Genomic DNA, 23,900 nt, shown 5'->3' on the forward strand with positions numbered 1-23,900 from the left:
TGCGTTAAATAGAGGAGAGAAATATGATTGCGTTACGAAAAATGCGCCAAGAAGAGTTCCCCGCTTATTGTACTTATTTTATCGAAGACTACAGTCAAGAAATTGCTCTCAACTATGAGCGTTCTATTGAAGATGCCGTTGTAATAGCACAACAAGACCTGTCTAAAAGTCTTCCTAATGGTGTCGAAAGCGAAAATCAAGAATTGTTATGTATTGAAGCAAATATTAACAATCAAGCAACATTGATTGGTTATCTTTGGTACTCAACAAACTTTGCTGATAAAACCGTCTTTATTTGTGATTTCTATATTTCTGAGCGGTATCGAGGCAAGCAATATGGCAAGAGCACGGTGGAGTACCTTGAAAAGAGTCTGAAAAATAACGGCATTCATCACATCAAACTAAGAGTTGCTTATCATAATAAACGCGCATTTTCGCTGTATGAAAAAGTAGGCTTTGTGGTTACGGGATATAACATGTCTAAAAATATAGGTTGAAGGATGGGGAATAGATAATTATGTCCGTGAACCATGAAACTGATAAAACCATAAAAAGCCCTTGTATTCGGCATTGCTGTCTTGATGGTGACGATGTTTGTGTGGGCTGTTATCGAACCATAACCGAAATTATGGATTGGCAAAAATCGACTGAAGAACAAAAGCTTGTAGTGCTTGAAAATTGTTTAGTACGCAAAAAAAGACACGATTCCCTTTATCGATAACTCAGGATACTTCGTCCGCAAAACTTCCCGTAAATTTCCCTATAGCGACTTTTAAGATCCGCTTTGTTTTTCCTTTTTTATTTTTTCGAAGTTTTTTTACCTATTAGTGTAATAAACCAATGACTAGCCACGACTAATCTATAATTAAAACAGAGTGAGCTTGGAATATTTCAAGTTTTGGTTGTAGACGTTTTAGCAATATTGATGGGTAACTTACTTTGATCGCAGAATTACAGGCATGGCTAACATCAGGAACGGCGTCGTTGACTCTGTTGTGTGTTGGTATTGTGCTCTTGTCTTATTTACTGGAAGACCTTGCTATCGCCACGGCAGCAACCTTGTCTGCTCACGGGGAATTGCCTCCAGCACTTGCGCTGTTAGCGATTTTTGTTGGCATCGCCACAGGTGACTTAGGTTTATATATTTTGGGGCATTACACCCGCAGAGTGAGATGGCTACGTTATCGAGCCCTCACCAATTCTTCGTTTAAAGTGGTGAGAAAAAAGCTGACCCAAAGAGCGTTTTTAAATCTTTTTGTCATTCGCTTTATTCCCGGGTTAAGAACCATTGGTTTTACCTTAAGTGGCTTTCTGGCGATCTCGTTACCTCTTTTTCTAAGTGCTGTTTTGCTGGCAACGTCTATTTGGACGCTTTTGGTTTTCACGCTTATTTATCTGTTAGGAAGCAGTGTTTTTATGCAGTTATCAGAATTGAAATGGGGGCTGATTCCTCTGGCCTTCGGTGTGTTGTTCTTTATGAATCGTTTTCTTAATAAGTCTTTTACGCGAGGTGTGTCATGAGCGCCATGATAGAAGGGCAATTTATATCGCCCAATAAAATCAATGCTGGTATGCCAATACTTCAAGTCGAAGAAGAGGCGAGCATTTCGCCTTATGAATTTATGCCAACTTGGTTCTTTTATGCGCCTGTTGTTGTGCAAAGTCTGTTACTCGGTCTGCGTCACGGCGATGTGTGTTTGCCCTTAATCGCGAATCCAAGCATTAAGCTGAGCGGCATGGTCGGAGAGTCCAAAACAGAGATTCTTGATTTGGCAGGACCCATTGCCAAACAATGGATAGAACCTTTTATTACCTTGACGAAAAACCAAGACGATACCGCTATTCAGCTAGAAAATGCCTTACACGCCATGGACGCTGCTAAGTTGTCTTTTCCTATCGTGGCGAAACCAGATTTAGGGTGTCGAGGCGTGGGCGTTAAGTTGCTGAAATCGCAAGCACAGCTTTTGGACTACATTCAGAATTTCCCGTACTCCGCACGATTTCTTTTGCAACGTAAAGCACCTTATCAAGCGGAAGCAGGCGTGTTTTATGTTCGCTATCCGGGTAATGAACAAGGTGAAATTATTTCGATTACGTTGAAATACACGCCAAGCGTAGTGGGCGACGGTGTGCATAGCTTAAAAGAGTTGATCGAGCGTTGCCCACGTGCCGGTCAGTTAACCCATCTGTATTTTCCTCGTCATACGAGCAAACTCGATTGGGTTCCTGAAGCCGGTGTTGAATTTCCATTAGCATTTGCTGGCAGTCATAGCCGTGGCTCGATTTTTCGTAATGGCAACCAATACATCACGCAGGCATTAACGCGCAAATTGGATGAGATTCTAAAAGACGTGGATGGTTACTACTACGGCCGTTTGGACATCAAATTTGCCGACATTGAATCCTTTATGGCAGGTGAGAAATTTTCCATTTTAGAAATGAATGGCGCGAGCAGTGAAGCCACGCATATTTGGGATCGTAATACCAAGCTATCTGAGATCTTTAGTACTTTATTAAAACAGTATCGAATTTTGTTTGAGATCGGTGCGTTACACAAAAAGCGTGGTTTGAAGTCGCCAACGATACGTTCTCTATTAACCGCATGGCGAGAAGAGAAAGCATTAACGGAGCGTTATCCAAGTACGGATTAAGAATTGGTATTTGCGAAAAAATATAGGTTTATCAAGACAGAAAAGAGATGCCTAGTCACAAGGTGATGGTGAAAGGTTTTCTTTAGAAGGTAATTAATTATGTATTCAGTGTTAAAAAAACGAGAGGTCGAAGCGGCGCAACTCTTTGCTTACGCGCCGACAATACAAGGCTGTCTTGAGGTGTTTGCCCAAGCATCGAGTTGCTTGGAAATGTTAGACGATACGGATTACCAAGCTTCGCTCAAACCTCATGTGAGCAGCACTATTGGTGAACATTTTCGTCATTGGCTCGATGTATTTCAGGCCGTTTCTCATGCCGGCATTGTGATTGATTATAACCAACGTCGTCGTGGTCATAAGGTGGAAACCTCTCGTGAAGTGGCTTTGGCGGAAATTGCTGACTTAACAAATTGGTTAACAAGTTTGTCAGAGAAAGATCTTAAGAGAATGGTCAACATTATGACTGAAGTGTCTGTGTCTCAGAAGCAAGCTTGTTTGATGTCGTCCACATTAGAACGAGAAATTACCTTTGCGGCACTGCACGCTAATCATCACTTTGCCATGGTGAAAGTCGGCGCTAGCCTTTTGGGTAAAGCCATTGCCGATGATTTTGGCATTGCCCCAGCCACGGCTACTTTTTTACGAGGCCAATAGTTATGTGTTCAGTGTCTTGGTGGATAGACGAGGCTGGCTATCAGGTGTTTTTTAATCGTGATGAGCAGAAAACTCGCGCTCCAGCTTTGCCCCCCCAAACTTTTACCCAGCAAGGCGTAGACGTCTTGATGCCAGTGGACCCTGTCGGTAAAGGCAGTTGGATTAGCTTGAATGAGTACGGTCTGTCTTTGTGTTTGCTCAACAATTATCAGGGCATTGCTCCTCAAGGCGAGCTGATTAGTCGTGGTCAATTGCTTAAGCGTTTGTCTAGCGAAGTGAGTACCTCACAAGTTGAACGCCATTTCGCTCTGCTTACTCTTGAGCAGTTCGCGCCTTTTACCTTATTGGCGTTTGAGTTGGGAAATGCCAAGGTTCGAGAGTTTAAATGGGATGGCAAAAATGTGCAGATTAGTGACGCGGTCTCACCGCATTTCTCCTCTGCTGTGGCGTTAGATAAAGTCTCTCATTATCGGCGGTCAGTGTATGAAGAGGAAACGACAAAAACAGCGGAAGGCTTGTTGGTGTTCCATGCTCAGCATCATCCAGAGCAGTCGCACCTTTCTGTTTGTATGCACAGAGAGGATGCTGAAACGGTAAGTTTTACGCGTATTCAAGTCTCAAAAGACAATATGAAAATGAGCTATGTGCCGGGATCGCCTTGCTCTCATTTAACGCCAGAGTCTCTGGCAGCAAGGACGTATCTTTTAGTAAAACCGGTTTCCCTTGTTGGTGTTCCCTTTTAATAGCAGTTTAGGAGTTGTTATGAAGCGTTTAATGATATTTGTAGCCTTTTTTATGAGCAGTCTGGCGTTTGCGCAAGATGAAATTTATACAGGTTATTTTAGTAGTAAGGCATTGAGTGGGTACGATACAGTGGCGTACTTTACGGACCACAAGCCAGTCGAAGGCAATGCCAAATTTACAGCGAAATACAAAGGCGCAGATTGGTATTTCGTATCCCAAGAGCATTTGGATATGTTTAAAGCAGAGCCAGAGAAATACGCGCCTCAGTACGGTGGATATTGTGCTTGGGCGGTGTCTGCCAAAAATGATTTTGCCTCTGCCGATCCTAAAGAATGGGCGGTGGTTGATGGCAAGCTTTATCTCAACTATGACGACGATATTAAACACAAGTGGGATCAAGATCCGGCTTTGCATATCAAACAAGCCGATGCTAATTGGCCAAAACTCATTAGCAAATAATATTAATAAGTAAGGTTAAGAAAAAATGAAACAATCCTTAATAAAATATGTTCCAACTGTGTTTATCGCTTTCGTTTTTGTGCAGTCGTTGTTTTTTAAATTCACCGGTTCCTACGAAACGGACTATATCTTTGGCGTATTGGGGGCTTGGTCCGGTTTGGGATTCTTTGGTAATTATGGCGGCTATATCATCGGCGTTGCTGAATTGATTGCTTCTATTTTACTGTTTACTCGTTTTCATGGTCTTGGTGCTTTAATGGCAATGGGCATTATGACCGGGGCGATTTTCTTCCATCTATTTACGCCGCTTGGTGTGGTTATGCCAGAGTTTAGCGAAGCGGGTGAAGTTATCGGAAACGATGGTGGTTTGTTGTTTACTATGGCTTGTTTTGTCTGGTTGAGCGGGGCATTTTTAGCGATTCGTGACTTTCAAAACCCGCAAGGTACATTGAATAAAATCGCCCGTAATATCGTTAATCACGGAGCATAATTATGTTGGCCAGTTCTTCTCGTGTAGCAAGTCCTTTTCGTTTGCCAAGAGTCACGCCGTTTGGTATCGGGGAATCCGTCGTTGAATGGGCGACAGGGCTTGCAAAGCTGGATCGCATGTATCAAAAGCGGCCGGGTAGTCAAACCAGCTTTGAGTTCATGCGTTACACCTTAGACACATTGAACATTGATTATTCCATCGCTAAAGGCGGCCTTGATAATATTCCTCAAGAAGGCCCGGTGGTTATCGTTGCTAACCATCCACTTGGGGCGATTGAAGGTGTGGTGTTGGCGGATTTAGTAGGACAAGTTCGAACGGATGTAAAAGTTCTGGCCAATGAGTTACTTAAACGTTTACCTGAAATCAGTGATTTGTTTATTGGTGTTGATGTGTTTGGTGGCAAGTCTGCCCAACGAACCAATGCTAAAGCCATTCGTGATGCTCATCGACATTTAGCTGAGGGCGGTGTACTGATTGTTTTTCCTGCGGGAGAAGTTTCTACCTACCCAAAAATCGCTAAAGGAACAGGGCAGAACAAAAAGCAACGCACGTTGGCAGACATCGAATGGAGCCAATCCGTTGCTAATTTCTTAAAGCGCAGCGAAGCAACAACGGTGCCTATTTTTATCAATGGCAAAAACAGCGAGTTGTTTTACAGCGCCGGTCGCATTCATCCTTTGTTGCGCACTGCGATGTTGGGTCGAGAGCTGCTAAACAAAAAAGCTTCTATCATTGAAATTTCGATTGGCAGTGCCATACCTTTCTCGGAAGTGAGTCAGTTCGAGAGCAATCAAGATCTTGTCAGTTATTTACGGCTAAATACCTATTTGATGAGCCCTCAGAATGCTCAGGAATTTAGCAGTCAGCAAGGCGGTCAGGATTTACCGATTATCGCGCCACTTGATCCTATCGTGCTGGAGGAAGAAATCGCGGGCTTAGCGGACGAAATGCTGTTGCTGAAACAAGGTGATTTCAGTGTTTACTGTGCGCCGACAGAATCTATTCCTCAGTTAATCCAAGAAATCGGTCGTATTCGTGAAGAAAACTTCCGTGCCGTGGGGGAAGGAAGTGGTTTAGCCTGCGACATTGATGAATACGATGGTTATTACCATCAATTGTTCGTTTGGCATAACGTTAATAAAGAAGTTGTTGGTGCTTATCGAATGGGAATGGTGGACAAGCTCATCGAAGCGCATGGTTTAGAAGGCTTGTATTCACGCAGTTTGTTTAACTATGACCAAACGTTTATTGATAGCTTAGATAACAGCATTGAAATGGGTCGATCTGTTGTCGCCGCTAAGTATCAAAAAAACTTGAACTCTCTATTGTTGCTTTGGAAAGGCATTGCCACTTTTGCTTATCGCAATCCAAAATACACGCATTTGTTTGGCCCTGTGAGCATCAGTAATGATTACACTCATACCGCTCGTCAGTTAATTGCCGCGACCTTGTCGATCCATTATTACGATAAAGAAAAAGCCAGCTTGGTTATGCCTTCGACGCCACTACGAAACAGTGGCTCAGTATTCTGGCAGCCTAATTTGTTGTCGTCGCTGGCGAGTGTGACTTTGCTTTCAAAAGTTTTATCTCGAATGGAGCAAGGAAAAGGTCTGCCTGTGTTGATTCGTCAGTACCTAAAAATGAACGGCAAGTTGGTGTGCTTTAATGTCGATCCAGGGTTTCATAATTCATTAGATGGTTTGATTGTGGTGAATTTGAAAGACGTGCCTGTGTCAATTTTAGGCAAATACATGGGGCGAGAAGAAGCGCAAGCGTATTTGTCTGATGTACATTAATCGGCTTTAGTACGACGCCCAACGTTGTCTGTGTGGGTATAAAAAAAGAGGCAATGGAGAAGGATTTCATTGCCTCTTTTTTATTGGCTTACTTTCTTTAATAAACTCGACCCAATGTTATTGGGTCGAGTTTTTATCTTGTGAACTGCGAGTATTGATGTCGCGAACGGCTTCAATGACTTCGTTGGGATGTTGCAAGTCAATAATGTGACTCGCGCCTTGAATCCATACCACTTTCAAATCACTTTTGGTGAATAGCGTCTTCGCATAGTCGATACTCTTTGGATTCACCAAGGTGTCATCGGTGCCTTGCACAATGGTAATTGGCATGGTCAAACTGGCGAATTTAGGTTGCGCTTCTTCCAGGCTCTTAGTCAGGTCAAGTACTTCTAAATTGGAATGGTTCCACATGTCTGGGATGAGAAAACTTGGTGTCCAGTCTAATATTGTGTTGTACCAGCGTGCTTCTGCTAGAGACGGTTTAATATCCCCAGCTAAAATCACCACACCACGCACATAATCTGTATAGTTCGCAGCTAAAAGCGGCACAAGAGAAGCGCCTAATGAATGGCCGGCTAAAATGATTTTTTGTTTACCGTTTCGTTCCCAAATATTTTTGAGAACAGGGCCAAGCATGTCCGATTGAGTTTGCAGTTTTGTCGGAAAAGGTCCCGCGAAGGTTGATTTGCCCCAACCGGGACGATCAATAGAAATGACGCGAAAGTCTTTTTTGAAAGTATCTTCTAAAAAGTAACGTGCAAAAGATGACCAATCCCCTGGCGTTCCGTGTACGAACACCACGGTATCACGAGGCTTTGTGCTGGTGTCGCTACTGACATAATGCAGTTTAAATTCTCCATTAGGGCCTTTCATGTACAAGACATGATGCTCAATTAAGCCAGGCGTATTTTCTACTTGTAGGGCAATGGCTTCGTTTTCTTTGATTTCTTTCGGCATAAAGCAAGCTGTTAGCAAGGTGGCTAACGAACCGATAAAGCAGACCTTAAGGCCGGGATAAATCACATTTGACATTAATTTCATAGATTTAGGCTCTAGGATAAGGAAGAGGCTTAGGGAATTAGGATCTTCTGATCATTAATAAGGTGTTTGGTTTGACAGTAATTATACGATTTATATCCGAATGAGTGCTTATCATTTTATGTTATTCCTTTAGAACCAATTTATTTGCTCATTAAGCTAATCTTTTTTACTACTTATTTTTTTCACTCTCTTTATCTTGATCTAACGCAATGTTTCCAATCGCAACAACACTCATAATCTGGCCTTATAGTAAGCCTTGAATAGTTTGAGGCTACGGTGGGCGTTAGATAATAAGAGCACTATGGAAAGTAAAGTGTCTACAAACGCCTTTTTCTCAATCAAGTGAATGGGTTGAAGTCATTATGATTAACGAAGCGGTAGTGGATTTATCACGGTTCCAGTTTGCTCTAACTGCCTTGTACCACTTTTTGTTTGTTCCTTTAACATTAGGGATGTCTGTAATACTTGCTATCATGGAGTCGGTTTACGTCATCACGGGCAAGCAAGTTTATAAAGACATGGTGAAATTTTGGGGTAAGTTGTTTGGTATCAACTTTGCCCTTGGGGTGACAACAGGTCTTACCATGGAGTTCCAATTCGGGACTAACTGGTCTTATTACTCTCATTATGTAGGCGATATCTTTGGTGCGCCGCTAGCAATTGAAGCCCTAATGGCTTTCTTCTTAGAATCCACCTTAGTTGGTATTTTCTTCTTCGGTTGGGATCGACTAAGCAAAGAGAAGCACTTAGCAGTGACCTGGGCGGTTGCGATTGCCTCTAACTTGTCTGCACTTTGGATTTTGGTGGCTAACGGTTGGATGCAAAACCCAGTCGGTTCTGAATTCAACTACGAAACCATGAGAATGGAATTGGTTGACTTTGGCGCCTTGGTTTTCAACCCAGTTGCTCAAGTGAAATTCGTTCATACCGTTTCTGCGGGTTATTGTACCGGTGCAATGTTCGTACTGGCTATTTCAAGCTACTACCTTCTTAAAGGTCGTGATTTGCCTTTTGCACGCCGTTCATTTGCAATTGCTTCAGCCTTCGGTCTTGCCTCTGTATTGAGCGTTATCGTATTGGGTGATGAATCTGGTTATGAACTAGGTGAAGTGCAAAAAGTGAAATTGGCTGCAGTAGAAGCTGAATGGAAAACTCAAGCGGCTCCAGCAGACTTCACATTAATTGGCTTCCCGAACCAAGAGCTTCAGGAGACCGAGTTTGCGATAAAAATCCCTGCTCTAATGGGCTTGATCGCGACGCGTTCCCTCGACAAAGAAGTTGAAGGCATCAAAGAACTGAAAGAGCACAACCGTCAACGTATTATCAACGGTATCTACGCCAATCAGTTACTAGAAGAATTACGTGCTGGTACAACGGATCCTATGGTCAAAGAAAACTTTGAAAAAGTAAAAGGCGATCTAGGTTACGGTCTTTTGGTGAAAGGTTTTGCTGAAGACATGAATAAAGTGACATCTCAGCAGATTGATCAAGCGGTTGAATTCAGTATTCCGCAAGTCGCTCCGTTATTCTTCTCATTCCGCATCATGGTGGCCTGTGGCTTCATTATGTTGATCGTCTTTGCTACCGCCTTCTACCAGAATGCACGTCGTAAAATTGGTCAGAATCGTACTTTCCTGAAAATTGTCATGTGCTGTTTGCCATTGCCTTGGATCGCCTGTGAAACAGGCTGGTTTGTTGCAGAGTATGGTCGTCAACCCTGGGCGATTGGTGAAATCTTGCCAGTTAACCTAGCGGCATCTGGTTTGTCTGAAGCGGAATTGTGGATTTCTATTGTAGCCATCATCGCACTTTATACAGCCTTCATTATTGCTGAAATGTACTTGATGATTCGCTTCTCTAAACAAGGTCCTTCTAGCTTGCATACCGGTCGTTACTCGCTAGAAAAAGAAACCGATCAGCTTAAATCGCAAGAGGTGTAAGATGGATTACGAACTATTAAAAATCATTTGGTGGGTATTGATTGGCGTATTGCTAATCGGTTTCTCTATCGCCGACGGTTACGACATGGGTGTGGGCAGTCTGTTGAATGTGATCACCCGTGACGATAGTGAACGTCGTGTGATGATCAACTCCATCGCGCCTCACTGGGATGGTAACCAAGTTTGGTTCATTACCGCAGGTGGTGCGTTATTTGCCGCTTGGCCTGTAGTGTACGCGACGTCTTTCTCTGGATTCTATCTGGCGATGATTCTTGTCTTGGCTGCATTGTGGTTCCGCCCAATTGGCTTCGACTATCGTTCTAAAATAGAAACACCACGTTGGAGAAGAAACTGGGATTTCGGTATCGGCTTTGGTTCAACTGTACCACCAATCATTTTCGGTGTGGCATTCGGTAACCTGCTTCAAGGCGTACCATTCCAATTCGATGAATACATGCGTGTGACTTATACTGGCTCATTCTTTGGCTTGTTGAACCCTTTTGCTATTCTTTGCGGCTTGGTTAGCTTGATGATGATCGTGACTCAAGGTGGTGCTTGGCTTCAAATGAAAACCGAAGGCGACTTACTACGCCGAGTCAGCACTGCGACAACCGTGACATCGGTTCTTGGTGCTGTGTTGTTTATCCTTGCTGGTGTTTGGTTGGCTTATGGCATTCCAGGTTATGTCATGATAAGTGCTGTCGATGGTAATCAAGTCACTACCCCTTTGATGAAATCAGTAGAAATGCAACCCGGTGCTTGGTTGGCAAACTACAGTAAAGTGCCTTTGCTAATGTTGGCACCCGTGATTGGGATTGTAGGATTGTTGCTTGCTGCATTCGCTAGTCGAATTCAAAAAGGTGGTTTGGCGTTCTTAGGATCTTGTTTGGGTATTGTTGGTATTATCGTCACAGCGGGTGGGTCTATGTTCCCATTCCTAATGCCATCTTCTTCTTTCCCTAGCATGAGCTTGACTATGTGGGATTCAACTTCAAGTCAACATACGCTACAAATCATGTTTATCGTGGCATGTATCTTTGTACCGATTGTCTTGTGTTACACCTTGTGGAGCCATTTAGTGATGTTTGGTCGATTAAGCAAGGAACACATTGAGAAGAACAAACACTCTCTTTACTAAACTGTTTGTTAATCAATTCATCATGGTGAGGCGCTAAGCGCCTCACAAAGGAGATAAAGTTATGTGGTATTTTGCTTGGGTTTTAGGTGTTTTCTTAGCCAGCGCCTTCGGAATTGTTAATGCAATATGGTTAGAGTTTCATGGTTATGAAGGCGAAGAGGAGCAAAAGTAAGCCTTATGTCTAAACAAGAGAAAGCACGTAAACCGCGTCGTCAAGAAAGAGTGAAAACCCCTGAAATGGTGTTTTTGAATGACTGGGCAGGGTGCCAATCAAAACGCTATCGCCTTGTTCAATTATTAGGTGTGGTGTTTACGGTTGCTTTGGTTGTACAAGCGTGGTCGCTTGCCAATGTCTTTTCTGACATGGTGATCGAAGGGGCTTTCTCTGTTTCGCTAATCATACTTGCTTTATCTGGCTTGCTTATCCGCGCCGTGTCCAGTTTTGGGCGCGAGCGGTTAAGCGCCAGTGCCAGCCGAAGTATTCGGTACTCACTGCGAGAAAAAATTGTGTCGCATTTGACCAAACTTGGGCCAGCGCGCTTAAGAATCGAAGAAGATGCGGCCTTGTCTACACGCGTTTACGAACAAGTCGACGCGTTAGACGATTATTTTAGTCGCTATAAACCCCAGTTGTTTATGGTGTCACTTATTCCTTGTGTGATTTTATTCACCATGTTGCCAGTGTCTTGGATCGCCTTTGCCATCTTTATGGTGACAGCGCCACTGGTTATTTTCTTTATGATACTAGTTGGGCACAAAGCGGCCCAAGCGAATCGCCGACAGTTTAGTGTGTTGGCGATGTTGTCTAATCAGTTTATGGATCTAAACCAAGGCCTTGCTGAATTAAAACGTCTTGGTCGTACCGGACAAGCAAAAGACCGTTTGTCACAAACCGCCAGTGCTTATCAAAAAACCACCATGGGTGTGTTGCGTTTGGCTTTCTTATCGACGGCCACCCTAGAACTGTTTGCCTCTATTTCTATTGCTATGATCGCCTTGTATTTAGGGCTTGGCTTAATAGAGCTTTTACCTTGGTCGAAGGGCGTGGCACCGTTTTCCTTAACGACCGCTTTCTTTATTCTGTTATTGGCCCCTGAATTTTATTTGCCATTGCGTCAGTTAGGCAACGATTATCACGCCAAACAAAAAGCCGAAGCAGCTGCGACTGCCTTGTTAGAAATTTTAAATACCTCTTTGCCTAAAACTTCAGCACAAGCGAAAGAAGACGCTCAAGCCGCCGCCAAACCTTCTCATTTGTCTGTGGTAAAAACACATCCTTTATCGCTATTAACCTTCTGCAAATTAAGTTGGCAAGAAGCAGGGCGTTCTCGTCTAGCGCCGATTAGCAATCACATTCGCAAAGGTGAACGTATTTGGCTTAGCGGTGAATCCGGTGTGGGTAAATCCAGTTTATTGCATCTTTTATTAGGCTTTGAAGAAGGTTACCAAGGCGAGTGTTTTGTTGAAGAAAAAGAGTTTGCTCAAGTAGATCTTGCCGAGTGGCGTTCACGTCTGGCTTGGTTACCACAAACTCCAGAATGGGTAAACGGCAGCATTCGTCAAAATCTAGTATTAGGCATTGATGCGCCAACAGAAGACGATCTAAATATGGCGTTGGCAAAAAGCCAATGTGCCGAGTTCGTTAACGCCTTGCCCAATGGCCTAGAAACTAAATTAACTGAATTAGGGGCGGGCTTGTCTGGTGGACAGATGCAGCGTTTGTCTATTGCGCGTGCCTTGTTGTCAAAAGCGGATGTATGGTTGTTGGATGAACCTTGTTCTGGGCTCGATGAAGACACGGCAAACGCCGTATTAGACACGCTAAACACGGCATCAAAAGGCAAAACACTGCTGGTTGTTAGTCACGATACGCATCCTATTGCGTGGGCTGACAGACATTGGACTCTAACCCAAGGAGGATTGCATGAGCAACGTATCCAAGCTATCGCTTAAACGCCTTTTATTGGCGAACCCTTGGGGATTTGTCTTCCCATTATTTTTAGGTGTTATCGCCAGTTTGGCAGGTGTTGCCTTGTTGGGGATTTCTGGCTGGTTCCTATCGGCCGCTGGTTTAGCGGGTGCAATTGGCGCTGCGCAAGGCTTTAACTATTTTACCCCCGGCGCCTTAGTGCGATTGATGGCCATTTTGCGAACTGCCGGTCGTTATGGCGAACAAGTGTTTGCTCATGACCATTTATTAGGTTTGTTAAAAACATTGCGTCTTTGGGTTTGGGATACGCGAGTGGCGAAAGATTCTGCCAACTTGCACCAGCAAAGCCGAGGCGATTTATTGCAGCGTTTGGTGAGCGATCTGGATCAAATTATTCGCTGGCCTTTGGTCGTCATGATGCCTTGGATGTATGCCGTGTTGGCGTATTTGAGCGTGATGGTGTTAGCCTATTTTGTATCAAATACATTATTGTGGCCGATAGGTATCACCGCCGTTGCGCATTTATTTATCGTGCCATTCTTCTGTGGTCGCTACGCGAGCCATTCAGTTCATGTCGGGCAAATCTTAGGCACACATCGTCGTAGTCGTTTTGTGAGCTTGTTTTCTGCCTTAATCACCTTAACCATTCGTGGCCATTGGCAAGAATACGCAGAGCGTCTTAACGAACTCGATGCCCGTCAAAAACGTGCAGAACTGCGCATTCAACAAGCTATTAGTGTCGGGCGTTTGGCATCTTATAGCGTCACCATTATTTTATTGGCTAGCTTCTTTGCGCTCTTGATGCAATACAACCCAGAAACAGGCGCGCTTGCTTTGCAGCCAAACGTCGATGGCGCTTGGCTAGTGGCCTTGGTGTTGGCTACTTTAGCAGTTAATGAATTGGTTTTACCTTTGGTGCAATCTTTTGTTGCACAAGGTCAATCTCAAGTTGGGTTGCGTCGCTTGAATCAACTCAATACGCAAACAGATCAAGATAAGGTCGTATCGGCCCCAGCCTTAAAAGCCATTAAAAGAATCGAACTGACTAACTGGCGTGGTTACCACGCGTCTTCCGGCTTGGGTAATGCGCCTATTTCTATGAAGGTAGAAACCAACGACGTTGTCTGGTTACGCGGTAATAGCGGTTGTGGTAAATCTACTTTATTAGCGTCATTGGCTGGGGATTGCTTGTCACATGGCGATGCCTTAGTGAATGACTTGCTAGTGGATTTGTACGATAACCAAGACTACCAAGCACAGTTCAGCTACCTGCCACAAAACCCTTACGTGTTTCAGCAAACCTTAGCCGCTAACTTACGATTGGGTGATGACAACGCCTCCGATGAATCTTTGTGGGAAGCCTTAGATGCCGTCGCCTTAGGCGACTGGGCACGTCAGTTACCCAATGGTTTGAATACTCTGTTAGGCTCCCAAGGCCGAGATATATCCGGCGGACAACGCAAACGCTTAGTGCTCGCTCGTTTATTACTGCGTAATGCTCCAGTGCTTCTATTGGACGAACCCTTCGACGGCCTAGACAGTGACAGCATCAAATACATTTGTACCTCGCTACAACGCATTTATCGTCCTGAAATGTTGGTGTTTGTGAGTCATATTAATAGCCCGCTTTCCGAAAAAGCGAGAGTCATCGAGCTATAGCTCTTTTCCCTCCCCTTATGTCTTCCAAGGGTTAGGGTGGGGTTGTTCTCTTCTTTGGGTTCTATTCAAACGCTTTGTATTCCCGACCTTTTTTCCGCTCTGCTGAGCGGGTAACTTTTGTCCAGATCCACAAAAGTAACCAAAAAGTCTCCTTATCGGGCTATCGCCCAAACGTATCATTCACTTTGTTTAAGTTAGCGTTTAGCAAGACGATTTTTATCGTAAGGCATGGATTGTTCTTTTAGTAAGAGATAAACCTTCAAACAATGACTCTGAAACTCCATAAAGTCGCGCAACTTCGTCGCGTCGAACTGACTATATTTGGAGCACAATGCAGAAAGTGAAATTGCCAATACACCAAGTCTCTTCCCCTTTTTTCAAGGGGAAGACGGAAGATGGGGTTGTTGCTCTTCTGGGCGCTACTTTGTTTAGGATAAGTCGCGGCTTTAGCCCGACGCGGAATTTTTGATATACGATTTATTTTTGGGATTGTCTGTGTCATTTAAAAATAATCAAAGTCTTTCACGTTGGTGCTGGTAGGGAGTAAGGAAGTCTTTTAGTATTCATTGAGAATGACTCATCGCCTAGAAATAATCGCGCATTCGTATTATTAAAATGCCATGTATTGGAAAGGGACAATGATAGAAACTGAACGATTGATTCTGCTTAAACCAAACCAAAATGATCGGGATGTCATTTCTGAAATACTATCGAGCCCTAAACAAACTAAGTACCTTCCAAATGAAGCGCCATATTCACAAATCCAACAGAAAGCGTATTTAGATAAGCGCATTGCCCATTGGGAAAATAATGGGTTCGGTACTTTTATTATTTGTTTGAAAGATAACCCTCGCATCAAACTCGGTTTTGTCGGTGCTGAATACGCTCCAAACCCAAATTATGTAGATATTCGGTTCGGTATCACCAAGGAGTTTGAAGGGAAAGGCTTTGTCACTGAAGCAGCAAGAGCGTTGGCAATTTGGTTTTTCGCTAACACTCAACACGAAAAGCTTTATGGCGTTTCAATGGTTGATAACGTGAGTTCTAAAGCTGTTCTAAAGAAACTTGGCATGACACCTGAGAAAAACGTAGACCTCTATAATTGCGAAGGGCTGGACAACTATAGCTTAGAAGCACCTACGGCATAACAATCACAGGCAGTTGGCGCACATCTTTGACGCGTCGAAATGACTGACTAACTTCCATTCAAACGCTTTGTATTCCCGACCTTTTTTCCGCTCTGCTGAGCGGGTAACTTTTATCCAGATCCATAAAAGTAACCAAAAGGTCTCTTTATCGGGCTTTCGCCCAAACGTCTCATTTATTTTACTTAAGGTTATGTTTGGCAAGACGATTTTTATCCTAAGGCATGGATTGGCTTTGTTGATGCTAGAAAGGGTATTTTTAACTGACCCTGAAACTCCATAAAGTCGCACAATCAGGATTGCGTCGAACTGACTTCATCGTAGCTATTCGTGTAAAACCAAAGCGTAGGGCATCATGAGCGCAGCGGCTCTAAATTTAAAAAAATGCCGTTGAAAGCGAAGCTTTAATTGTGCGTCGCGGCTTTGGCCCGACAAGTAACTACAGCTTTACGGCTTAATTCTGCTCCCGTCAAAACATTGCTTGCTTTGTCTGATATATTTAAAGAGATGCGTGTTTATGCTGGTAGGAAGTAAGAAAATCTTTTAGTATCAATGTACAAGAGTTCACAGTTTAGGAGTAACAGGCTATGAAAAAATAAAATAATGTGTATGTTCTGTTCTTATTTTTTAGCTTTTTGTGGTGGGTTATGAAAATCATTTTCTAGATTATATAAAGGGGTTGAAAAACTCGCTAAGTTTTATAAACGCGAATACGTACTATTAAATTCTTTAGTATTAAGGGTAGTCTTGTGAGTAATGTACCTAAGAAACAACATTATGTACCTCAATTTTTGTTAAAAAACTGGTCTCAGGGTAAAAAAAATAAAATTTTTGTTTTTGATAAAAAATTAAATTAATCCTTTTCCACAAATATTAATAATATTGCGCATGAAAACAACTTCTACGAAGATGTAATCCTAGGTTACGAAAATAATACTGAAATAAAGCTATCGAAGCTTGAAAGTGATGTAGCTCCAGTAATAAGTAAAATAATATCAGAAGGAACGATTAAAAATTTAGACGATTCAGAGCATAAAGTTTTGTGTTTTTTTACTGCAGTACAAAACCTTAGAACCAATCATACTCGTGAAATTATTGCAGGCTTTAATGAGATATTGTCAGAAAAAATTCACGAATGGGAGTTAGATCATAGTTCAGGAGTTGAAAAGTTTTCAGAAATGTCAAAAGAAGAAGTCAAGAGTTCATCGATTGACATACTGAACTCATTACCAAGTGATCTTGTAGGTCATTTTATTGGTAAAGAACTAACTTTATTGAAAGCTCCAAGTAACTGTAGTTTTTACATTTCTGATCACCCAATAGTTAAACATAATCACTTTCCTAAAGAGCATAGAGGTAATTTAGGTATAGGGTTATATGGTATAGAAATATATTTTCCAATATCACCTAGATACTGCCTTAGTTTTCTCTGCTCTGAATTAGCAGAGGAAGTTAAGCGAGCGGTTAGTAAACATAAAGCTCTGAAAATTTTAAGTTGTGAAAAACAACCAGATATATCAGAGGCTGAGTTAATGGTTGAGTACTTTGAAAATAAAACTACCAACAAAATTTTACCTATTAATATAGATTTTACTAACTCAAAACAAGTCATAAGCTCAACTAGGTTTATATATTCGGCTTATAATGATTTTTCTCTAGCCATTGATATGTTAAAAACTAATCCAGAAATAATCACTCAACCTAAAGTAGTTGATGGTAGTAAAATATTTTAAAAAATTATTGAAGAAAGGCTTGTTAGAACGCTTGCTGACCTCCTTCACAACTATTTTAGCGAGCCTAAACTCGCTTCTTAAGAAGCGTCAATAATGAGTGGATCTGAAAAATACACAGAATATTGCGAATACGGAAAGCAGCAAGCAGCACATATTTTACGGCACATTGTCTTAAACCTTTGCAATGGCATAACTCAATATTGTTAGCCATAAGAAATGGTGACAGTTTTGGAAATAGAGTTTTTCATCTGTCCCACCCCCCCTAAGAATCCCAATATTCCACATCAAACCAGAGACAAAATGGATTTAGTATTACCGTCCTCAAAATATATCCAAAGCTATAACAAGTACATCGAAGAGTTGGGTGATGAAGTCCGTTATCCTTTTCCTATGGGTTTTGACCATCAAGATTTTAATGTACTTTTAGCTAAGTTGTCTGATTTTTCCTTGGGTATAAATCTACCTGACGGTTTTGTGCTAAGTACAACCTTGTGGCTGGTGGAAGGCGATCAATTGCTTGGTGTGACAAATTTACGTCATTACCTTAATAGCGCTATTGAAGAGTGTGGTGGTCATATTGGACTAGGCATTCGTCCGTCTTATCGAGGCAAAGGTTTGGGTAAGTTGTTAATGAAGCTGTCGATAGAAAAACTTAATGCTATGGACGTAAGTGTTGTTCATATTCACTGCTATAAAGATAACTCCGCATCGGCCAATACGATTATTGCGAATGGCGGTGAGTTAAGTTCTGAGCTGGCTTTGGGTGATAAAGTGGTTCATAGATATCTGGTAATGAGTTCTTAATAGCGTTCGCTAATATGACTTGAGGAATTATGAAATTTTACCGTGCTGAACAATATCAAGCGTCTTGTGAGGTGCTTTTTTTTAGGTATCAGCTTGAAGTACAACAGTTACTTCCTGCCGCAAGAATTGAACATGTTGGTGCATCTTCTATTCCGACTGCTGTCTCTAAAGGGGATGTAGATATATTCGTCGGTGTAGACGCTGGCGAGGTTGAGAATGCAATTAAATTACTTATCACTCTAGGTTTCCAAGAGAAAATCGACACATTAAGATCACCTGAGTTGTGTATGCTTGAGTCAACATCAAATGATGATGTCGCCCTTCAAATTGTAGCTAATGGCTCTGAATTCGAGGACTTTTTGGCGTTTCGAGATAAATTGCGTGCAAGTGCTTCGTTAGTACAGCAATACAATGAACTCAAAATATCTTGTACTGGTTGGCCTCAAGAAGAGTACCGTAAAAAGAAGTCGATTTTTGTAGTGCAAGTGTTGGCTCTGTCGTAATAATTTATTCAAACTTGTTTCTGTAGAATGGCTTGGTGCTTAGCTTTGATCCTGATTTCGACTTTAATTACACGTGTTTTATTCCTAAGTTTCCTCCCTCTAGTCCCTCTCCATTTTCTACAATTTCATTGACATTCCACCGTTCTTTATATAGAACGTTCTATATAAAGAACAATTTGAGATGCACTATGAATAAACCCATTCTCGGCTCGTTGGGTCGAAATATACAAAAGTTGCGTATGGCAAAGGGGCTGTCTTTGTCTCAGCTTGCGCTGGATGCTGGGCTGGCGAAGTCGAACTTGTCTCGTATTGAGCAAGGTGAAGGCAATCCGACTATAGAAACGATTTGGCGTTTGGCTGTTCAGCTGGATGTTCCGTTTGGGGATCTTGTCGCCAGTGTGGAATCACCTCTGGGAGAAAACGGTGTACAGGTAAGGTTGATCGATCAAGGCGAGGGGAATCCTCGCGTCGATGTGTATTGGATGTCTTGTGCGCCGAACACTGTTAAGCAATCAGAGCCGCATATTGCTGGCACGACAGAAGCCATAACCTTAATAAGCGGAAAGTTGTTGGCGGGTGAAAATAATGATCTGCACCATTTGGAAATTGGCAAAGCCCATACTTTTGCGGCCGATGTTCCGCACAGTTATCAAACTGACGATTCATGGGCTACCTTGATGGTGGTCATTACCTACGCAAAACAGGACAGCGCCAAACAGGACGATGCCAAACAGGAGGTATAATCATGAATACAACAACTCAAACTCTTGCAGGAACACCTTGGAAGCAGGGCGTAAAAGACGCAATTCCGTTACTGGGTGGTTACATTCCGGTGGCCATTTCTTTTGGTCTGATTTCCGTTCAGTCTGGCTTTAGTGTGTTAGAGACCATTCTTATCTCTACCTTTATTTATGCTGGTGCATCACAGTTTCTTTTTGTTGCCATGGCCGCTTCTGGCGCGCCGTTATGGCTTGTGGTTATCATGACGTTGCTAATCAATGCTCGTCATATTGTTTATGGGCCAAATCTCTCACCCTATTTAAACCATGATAAAAAGTGGCTGCCATTAATGCATGGTTTGACGGATCAGATCTTTGCGCTGGCTCATGCCCGTTTGCCTCAGTTGCCAGATCAGGCGCGGCTAGGTTGGTACACAGGCGCGGCGGTGTTGGCCTGGTTGAGCTGGATTGCTGGTACCGCACTGGGTGCCATTGCGGGTGGAGAACTGACGCAACGTTGGCCATTAATCAACGATATTTTACCTTTTGCACTGCCAGCTCTGTTTCTCGTTTTAATCATTCCACGTTGCAATAATCGGCTATGGTCACTGACCATTGCTTTGTCGGCTGTTACCGCTGTCATTTTGAAAATGTTAGGTTACCCGAATGTCGCTATTCCATTAGCAGCGATGAGCGGTGCGGTGTTGTTCTACGCACTAAAAAATCAACGTATTTTGGGAGGACAATAAGTATGGATACGTCTATGTGGCTGGCGCTTGTCAGCATTGCCATTGGCACGTATTTACTTCGCCTTTTACCGTACATTTGGATGAAGCGAAGCTTGGCTAGAAAACAAGCCGAAGACGGTATTGGCGCCATGCCGACTTGGTTAACGATACTAGGCCCAACCATGATCGCTGCGATGTTTGGCACTTCTTTAGTGCCTCATCACCCTGACATCTTGTCTTGGTTAACGACTGGGGTGGGGATACTGGTTACCTTTGGTGTTTGGACTCGTACTCGATCCATGGGCTTGCCCATTTTATGTGGTGTGGTGGCATTTGGAATTATGACGTTACTTTTGCCAGTATGAACCAAGATAGATTTCGCTGATAAGGAATAGAGTATTCAATGTGTGGCAGATGAAAAATAGAAAGCCTTTATCATTTGCCACAAAGCACTTATCTGCATTGAACGTGGCTGGCGTTGTTATGTGAAGCGATTCCAAAACATTTCCGCCAATGCATAGCATCTTGCTTCTACTCCCTGTACATTGGTTACTCGGTCTGTTTCTTTATTAAGATCAATATTGGTTATTTACAAAGCCTACCAGTGTTATTTCCTGCAATGTTAGCGTTCAAATAGGAGTGCTCGATGCAAGCTAAGTTTACCGTTCAAATCGATTCCTTTCAGAAGATTAGCAAGATTCAAAACGCGTGGTCCAATGAGGATTATCGTGCCTTAATGAGCCTTATGGATTTCGACGATGATGTCGAGAAAATGGATGCGGCAGAACTGCGCGAGATGTGCATGATGTCGCTAAACGACCTTGAGCCTGCTGATGCGGCGAAGGCGGTGTTAACGCATTTATTCCCTGAGTTAGCAACAGGCAAAATAGATCAAATCAGCCACGATATGTTGGATGACCGTTCTTGGGAAGAGTACCCAGATTGCTTGTTTCATGAGCGTTTCTTTAGTGCTTATGCCTTGTTGCGCGAAGCTTTTAATGGCACCTTCGCGAAGCCGACTGGTGTTGAGTTGGCCATTACGGTTGTTGCTGGCCATGCTGAAGATATGGCGATTTTTGATGAATCGCTACATTCTTCTATTGTACGTTTGTTGGCGAATGGGCAGGGCGATGATGCGTTAATCAATCGTTTATACGAAGATCAAATTAAAGGCACGCACTTCCCAGAAGCGCCGGGTCTTGTTTGGCAGCTTAAGCAAGTTGCAGACGAAGGCACAACACGCCAGTTTAGCTTGGTAAGTTCCTATTTCTGGATGGAGAACTTCGAGCAGGTGGAAAGCTTTGAAGCCGAATCTCATGCGGATGTAGAAGAATAGCTTAGTGGTGTGAGTTGAATCAGGCATACTAAGGCAACAAAAAGCGGATCAAATGATTCGCTTTTTTCGTTTTCGAGGTTGGCAAACATGCAGTATTTCGATTTAATCCTGTTCTGTTTATGAATGAAAGCACTTAATCACGAGGCTCAAAATGACCAATTCACCGATACAAATAGTTTGTCAAAGTTGCGGTACAAAAAACCGTGTACCGAAAGACAAGCTGGGCAATAAGCCTCTTTGTGGCAAGTGTAAGAACCCTGTTCTTTCTACCAGTCCTGTTAAAGGCAGTGATCAAAATTTTAGACGTTATATCACAGACAATGATTTGCCTGTGGTTGTCGATTTTTGGGCGTCATGGTGTGGGCCGTGTCAGCAATTCGCGCCTATTTTTGAACAGGTAGCCAGCGAGATGTCGACACAAGCTTGTTTCTTGAAATTAGATACTGAGCAGAATCAAACGACGGCTGGTGGCTATAATATTCGTTCCATTCCTACTTTGATGATCTTCCATCATGGCAAAGAAGTGGCTCGTCTTTCTGGTGCGCTACCGAAAGCACAATTTAAACAGTGGTTAGCTCAGAACTTGCCTACTATCTAATATATGTTTGATATTGGTTAGGTATTAAACGCTGGTATCAAAGTACATTTCTACAAACTTCTCGTACAACGCTTCTTCGGTTTCGCGTCTGTCTGGATCGGGTTTAACACAGTCAATCGGGCAAACGGCGACGCAGGTGGGTTGGTCGTAGTGACCAACGCACTCTGTGCATTTATCTGGATCAATGACATAAATCTTCGCACCCATGGTGATGGCGTCGTTAGGACACTCTGGTTCACACATGTCGCAGTTTATGCAGCGATCGTTGATTAATAATGCCATTGCGTTGCCTTTAAGCTGTTGCGCTGGTGTGAGGTTGGCGAGTGGTTTGTCCTTCCGCTAGATTCCTCAATAGGATGCCCATTGACGCGTCGATACCTTGAGGGCAAGGAATAGAAACCACATGGCCGCTGCCTTTCGCGACGTCGATAGGGCGACCTTGTTTGTCGTTCAGTTCGCTTAATTGAAAGGTGACATTGCCTTTCGGTGTCATCAATTCTAAGGAGTCGCCAACACTGAAGCGGTTCTTTACTTCTATGGTGAGTGAATCGTCGTTGGTGGCGATGACTTCACCGACAAACTGTTGCTGCTCGCTAATGGAGTTGCCTGTCTCATAGTTCTGCAAATCCACATGACGGTGGCGTTGTAAGAAGCCATCGGTGTAACCTCTGTTGGCAAGGTTTTCTAAGCTGCTCATTAAGCCTTTATCGAAGCTTTTGCCAGCGACAGCGTCGTTAATGGCTTGGCGGTATATTTGTGCGGTTCTGGCGCAGTAGTAAAATGACTTAGTACGGCCTTCGATTTTTAATGAATGCACGCCCATTTTTACCAAGCGTTCGACATGTTCAATGGCGCGTAAGTCTTTCGAGTTCATGATGTAAGTGCCGTGTTCGTCTTCAAACGCTGGCATGTATTCGTCTGGACGGCCGCGTTCTTGCAGCAAAAAGAGCTGGTCCGTTGGTTCTTGCATTTGCACTGTAGAGGTTTGTGCAGCGCTGCTGGCGATGATCTGACCCACGTCGTCTTGTGTTGCTTGGTGGGCGTTGTATTCCCAGCAACACGCATTAGTGCAAGCGCCTTGGTTTGGATCGCGTTTGTTCATGTAGCCAGACAGCAAGCAACGACCAGAGTAGGCCATGCATAACGCGCCATGAACGAAGACTTCCAATTCCATGTCGGGTACTTTCAAGCGAATTTCTTCGATTTCATCTAGCGATAATTCGCGCGATAAAATAACACGGGAAATGCCTTGTTGTTGCCAGAATTTAACGGTTGCCCAATTGACCGCATTGGCTTGTACTGATAGGTGAATCGGTTGATCGGGAAAGGCTTCGCGAACCATCATGATAAGGCCTGGATCAGACATTATGAGCGCGTCTGGCTTTAGATTAATAACTGGTGCTAAGTCTTGCAAGTAGGTTTTTAATTTTGCATTGTGAGGCGCAATATTGCTTACCACGTAGAGCTTTTTGCCCAGCTCGTGCGCTTCATTAATGCCAATGCCAAGCTTTTCCAAATCAAATTCGTTATTGCGTACTCTTAGTGAGTAGCGTGGTTGTCCTGCGTAAACGGTATCTGCGCCGTAGGCGAAGGCATAACGAAGGTTTTTTAACGAACCAGCTGGAGACAATAATTCTGGTTTAAAGCTTTTTTCTTGAGACATAAGGCGCACCGATCGATCAAAACGCGCGGAGTTTACCTGCGTGCTGATTGAACTCAAGCTCTTAGAGCGGGATTGGTGGCTTAAATAAGGTCTGTTTGATCTAGGTCAAATTTCATCAATGACAGAGAAAGGTAAGGTGTCAGATCCCTTTAATCAGCTAAAGGAATCT

Annotated in this window: 25 protein-coding genes and 1 pseudogene; 23 read left to right on the top strand and 3 right to left on the bottom strand. The window is 43.2% G+C overall.

Annotated features, from left to right (window positions below; genetic code table 11):
* Nucleotides 1-23: 23 nt before the first annotated feature.
* From ACO05V_RS09595 to ACO05V_RS09635, 9 genes are all read left to right on the top strand, one after another.
* On the top strand, nucleotides 24-497 hold the full coding sequence (locus tag ACO05V_RS09595; protein WP_421850219.1) for a GNAT family N-acetyltransferase: 474 nt from the start codon (nucleotides 24-26) through the stop codon (nucleotides 495-497).
* Between the two features lie 20 nt (nucleotides 498-517).
* Nucleotides 518-721: a DUF1289 domain-containing protein gene (locus ACO05V_RS09600; protein ID WP_421850222.1), complete on the top strand. Its 204-nt coding sequence runs from the start codon at nucleotides 518-520 to the stop codon at nucleotides 719-721.
* A 218-nt stretch (nucleotides 722-939) separates the two neighbouring features.
* Nucleotides 940-1,521: a DedA family protein gene (locus ACO05V_RS09605; protein WP_421850225.1), complete on the top strand. Its 582-nt coding sequence runs from the start codon at nucleotides 940-942 to the stop codon at nucleotides 1,519-1,521.
* The gene (locus ACO05V_RS09610) at nucleotides 1,518-2,651 is read left to right on the top strand and encodes a D-alanine--D-alanine ligase (RefSeq protein WP_421850228.1); all 1,134 of its coding nucleotides are present in this window, start codon (nucleotides 1,518-1,520) and stop codon (nucleotides 2,649-2,651) included. Before ACO05V_RS09605 ends, ACO05V_RS09610 begins: the two co-directional genes overlap by 4 nt.
* A 99-nt stretch (nucleotides 2,652-2,750) precedes the next feature.
* Entirely contained in the window at nucleotides 2,751-3,305 is a 555-nt protein-coding gene (locus tag ACO05V_RS09615; RefSeq protein ID WP_421850231.1) for a hypothetical protein, read from the top strand.
* A gap of 2 nt (nucleotides 3,306-3,307) precedes the next feature.
* Nucleotides 3,308-4,048, top strand: a complete 741-nt coding sequence (locus tag ACO05V_RS09620; protein ID WP_421850233.1) for an NRDE family protein — start codon at nucleotides 3,308-3,310, stop codon at nucleotides 4,046-4,048.
* 19 nt (nucleotides 4,049-4,067) lie between these two features.
* On the top strand, nucleotides 4,068-4,508 hold the full coding sequence (locus ACO05V_RS09625; protein ID WP_421850236.1) for a YHS domain-containing (seleno)protein: 441 nt from the start codon (nucleotides 4,068-4,070) through the stop codon (nucleotides 4,506-4,508).
* Nucleotides 4,509-4,533: 25 nt separating this feature from the next.
* The gene (locus tag ACO05V_RS09630) at nucleotides 4,534-4,998 is read left to right on the top strand and encodes a hypothetical protein (RefSeq protein ID WP_421850239.1); all 465 of its coding nucleotides are present in this window, start codon (nucleotides 4,534-4,536) and stop codon (nucleotides 4,996-4,998) included.
* A gap of 2 nt (nucleotides 4,999-5,000) precedes the next feature.
* Nucleotides 5,001-6,794, top strand: coding sequence for a lysophospholipid acyltransferase family protein (locus ACO05V_RS09635; protein ID WP_421850242.1), 1,794 nt, complete (start codon nucleotides 5,001-5,003; stop codon nucleotides 6,792-6,794).
* A gap of 117 nt (nucleotides 6,795-6,911) precedes the next feature.
* Here ACO05V_RS09635 and ACO05V_RS09640 read toward each other — a convergent pair whose 3' ends face one another.
* Entirely contained in the window at nucleotides 6,912-7,835 is a 924-nt protein-coding gene (locus ACO05V_RS09640) for an alpha/beta fold hydrolase (RefSeq protein WP_421850245.1), read from the bottom strand.
* Between the two features lie 362 nt (nucleotides 7,836-8,197).
* Between ACO05V_RS09640 and ACO05V_RS09645 the strand changes: the two genes are divergently transcribed.
* From ACO05V_RS09645 to trxC, 14 genes and pseudogenes are all read left to right on the top strand, one after another.
* Entirely contained in the window at nucleotides 8,198-9,775 is a 1,578-nt protein-coding gene (locus tag ACO05V_RS09645; RefSeq protein WP_421850248.1) for a cytochrome ubiquinol oxidase subunit I, read from the top strand.
* A gap of 1 nt (nucleotide 9,776) precedes the next feature.
* The gene (gene cydB, locus ACO05V_RS09650) at nucleotides 9,777-10,913 is read left to right on the top strand and encodes a cytochrome d ubiquinol oxidase subunit II (RefSeq protein ID WP_421850251.1); all 1,137 of its coding nucleotides are present in this window, start codon (nucleotides 9,777-9,779) and stop codon (nucleotides 10,911-10,913) included.
* Nucleotides 10,914-10,974: 61 nt separating this feature from the next.
* Nucleotides 10,975-11,085 (top strand): cytochrome bd-I oxidase subunit CydX, encoded by a 111-nt coding sequence (gene cydX / locus ACO05V_RS09655; RefSeq protein WP_421850254.1) that lies wholly within the window; start codon nucleotides 10,975-10,977, stop codon nucleotides 11,083-11,085.
* Nucleotides 11,086-11,090: 5 nt separating this feature from the next.
* Nucleotides 11,091-12,866 (top strand): thiol reductant ABC exporter subunit CydD, encoded by a 1,776-nt coding sequence (cydD, locus tag ACO05V_RS09660; RefSeq protein ID WP_421850257.1) that lies wholly within the window; start codon nucleotides 11,091-11,093, stop codon nucleotides 12,864-12,866.
* Entirely contained in the window at nucleotides 12,838-14,502 is a 1,665-nt protein-coding gene (locus ACO05V_RS09665) for an amino acid ABC transporter ATP-binding/permease protein (RefSeq protein ID WP_421850260.1), read from the top strand. Before cydD ends, ACO05V_RS09665 begins: the two co-directional genes overlap by 29 nt.
* 638 nt (nucleotides 14,503-15,140) lie before the next feature.
* Nucleotides 15,141-15,650, top strand: a complete 510-nt coding sequence (locus ACO05V_RS09670) for a GNAT family N-acetyltransferase (RefSeq protein ID WP_421850263.1) — start codon at nucleotides 15,141-15,143, stop codon at nucleotides 15,648-15,650.
* Between the two features lie 746 nt (nucleotides 15,651-16,396).
* Nucleotides 16,397-17,380, top strand: a pseudogene (locus ACO05V_RS09675) (DUF4238 domain-containing protein).
* A 300-nt stretch (nucleotides 17,381-17,680) separates the two neighbouring features.
* Nucleotides 17,681-18,184: a GNAT family N-acetyltransferase gene (locus tag ACO05V_RS09680; protein WP_421850266.1), complete on the top strand. Its 504-nt coding sequence runs from the start codon at nucleotides 17,681-17,683 to the stop codon at nucleotides 18,182-18,184.
* A gap of 29 nt (nucleotides 18,185-18,213) precedes the next feature.
* Nucleotides 18,214-18,687, top strand: a complete 474-nt coding sequence (locus ACO05V_RS09685) for a GrpB family protein (RefSeq protein WP_421850269.1) — start codon at nucleotides 18,214-18,216, stop codon at nucleotides 18,685-18,687.
* A gap of 188 nt (nucleotides 18,688-18,875) precedes the next feature.
* Nucleotides 18,876-19,430, top strand: coding sequence for a helix-turn-helix domain-containing protein (locus ACO05V_RS09690; protein WP_421850271.1), 555 nt, complete (start codon nucleotides 18,876-18,878; stop codon nucleotides 19,428-19,430).
* 2 nt (nucleotides 19,431-19,432) lie between these two features.
* The gene (locus tag ACO05V_RS09695; RefSeq protein WP_421850274.1) at nucleotides 19,433-20,155 is read left to right on the top strand and encodes an AzlC family ABC transporter permease; all 723 of its coding nucleotides are present in this window, start codon (nucleotides 19,433-19,435) and stop codon (nucleotides 20,153-20,155) included.
* A 2-nt stretch (nucleotides 20,156-20,157) separates the two neighbouring features.
* Nucleotides 20,158-20,499, top strand: a complete 342-nt coding sequence (locus ACO05V_RS09700; protein WP_421850277.1) for an AzlD domain-containing protein — start codon at nucleotides 20,158-20,160, stop codon at nucleotides 20,497-20,499.
* Nucleotides 20,500-20,780: 281 nt separating this feature from the next.
* Nucleotides 20,781-21,470, top strand: a complete 690-nt coding sequence (locus tag ACO05V_RS09705; RefSeq protein ID WP_421850280.1) for a hypothetical protein — start codon at nucleotides 20,781-20,783, stop codon at nucleotides 21,468-21,470.
* A gap of 151 nt (nucleotides 21,471-21,621) precedes the next feature.
* Nucleotides 21,622-22,068: a thioredoxin TrxC gene (gene trxC, locus ACO05V_RS09710; protein ID WP_421850283.1), complete on the top strand. Its 447-nt coding sequence runs from the start codon at nucleotides 21,622-21,624 to the stop codon at nucleotides 22,066-22,068.
* A gap of 24 nt (nucleotides 22,069-22,092) precedes the next feature.
* Here trxC and ACO05V_RS09715 read toward each other — a convergent pair whose 3' ends face one another.
* Complete coding sequence (locus ACO05V_RS09715; protein WP_421850286.1) at nucleotides 22,093-22,350, bottom strand: YfhL family 4Fe-4S dicluster ferredoxin; 258 nt, start codon at nucleotides 22,348-22,350, stop codon at nucleotides 22,093-22,095.
* A gap of 10 nt (nucleotides 22,351-22,360) precedes the next feature.
* The gene (yegQ, locus tag ACO05V_RS09720) at nucleotides 22,361-23,731 is read right to left on the bottom strand and encodes a tRNA 5-hydroxyuridine modification protein YegQ (RefSeq protein ID WP_421850290.1); all 1,371 of its coding nucleotides are present in this window, start codon (nucleotides 23,729-23,731) and stop codon (nucleotides 22,361-22,363) included.
* Nucleotides 23,732-23,900 lie beyond the last annotated feature (169 nt).

Source organism: Marinomonas sp., from assembly GCF_965225885.1.
GTDB lineage: Bacteria > Pseudomonadota > Gammaproteobacteria > Pseudomonadales > Marinomonadaceae > Marinomonas.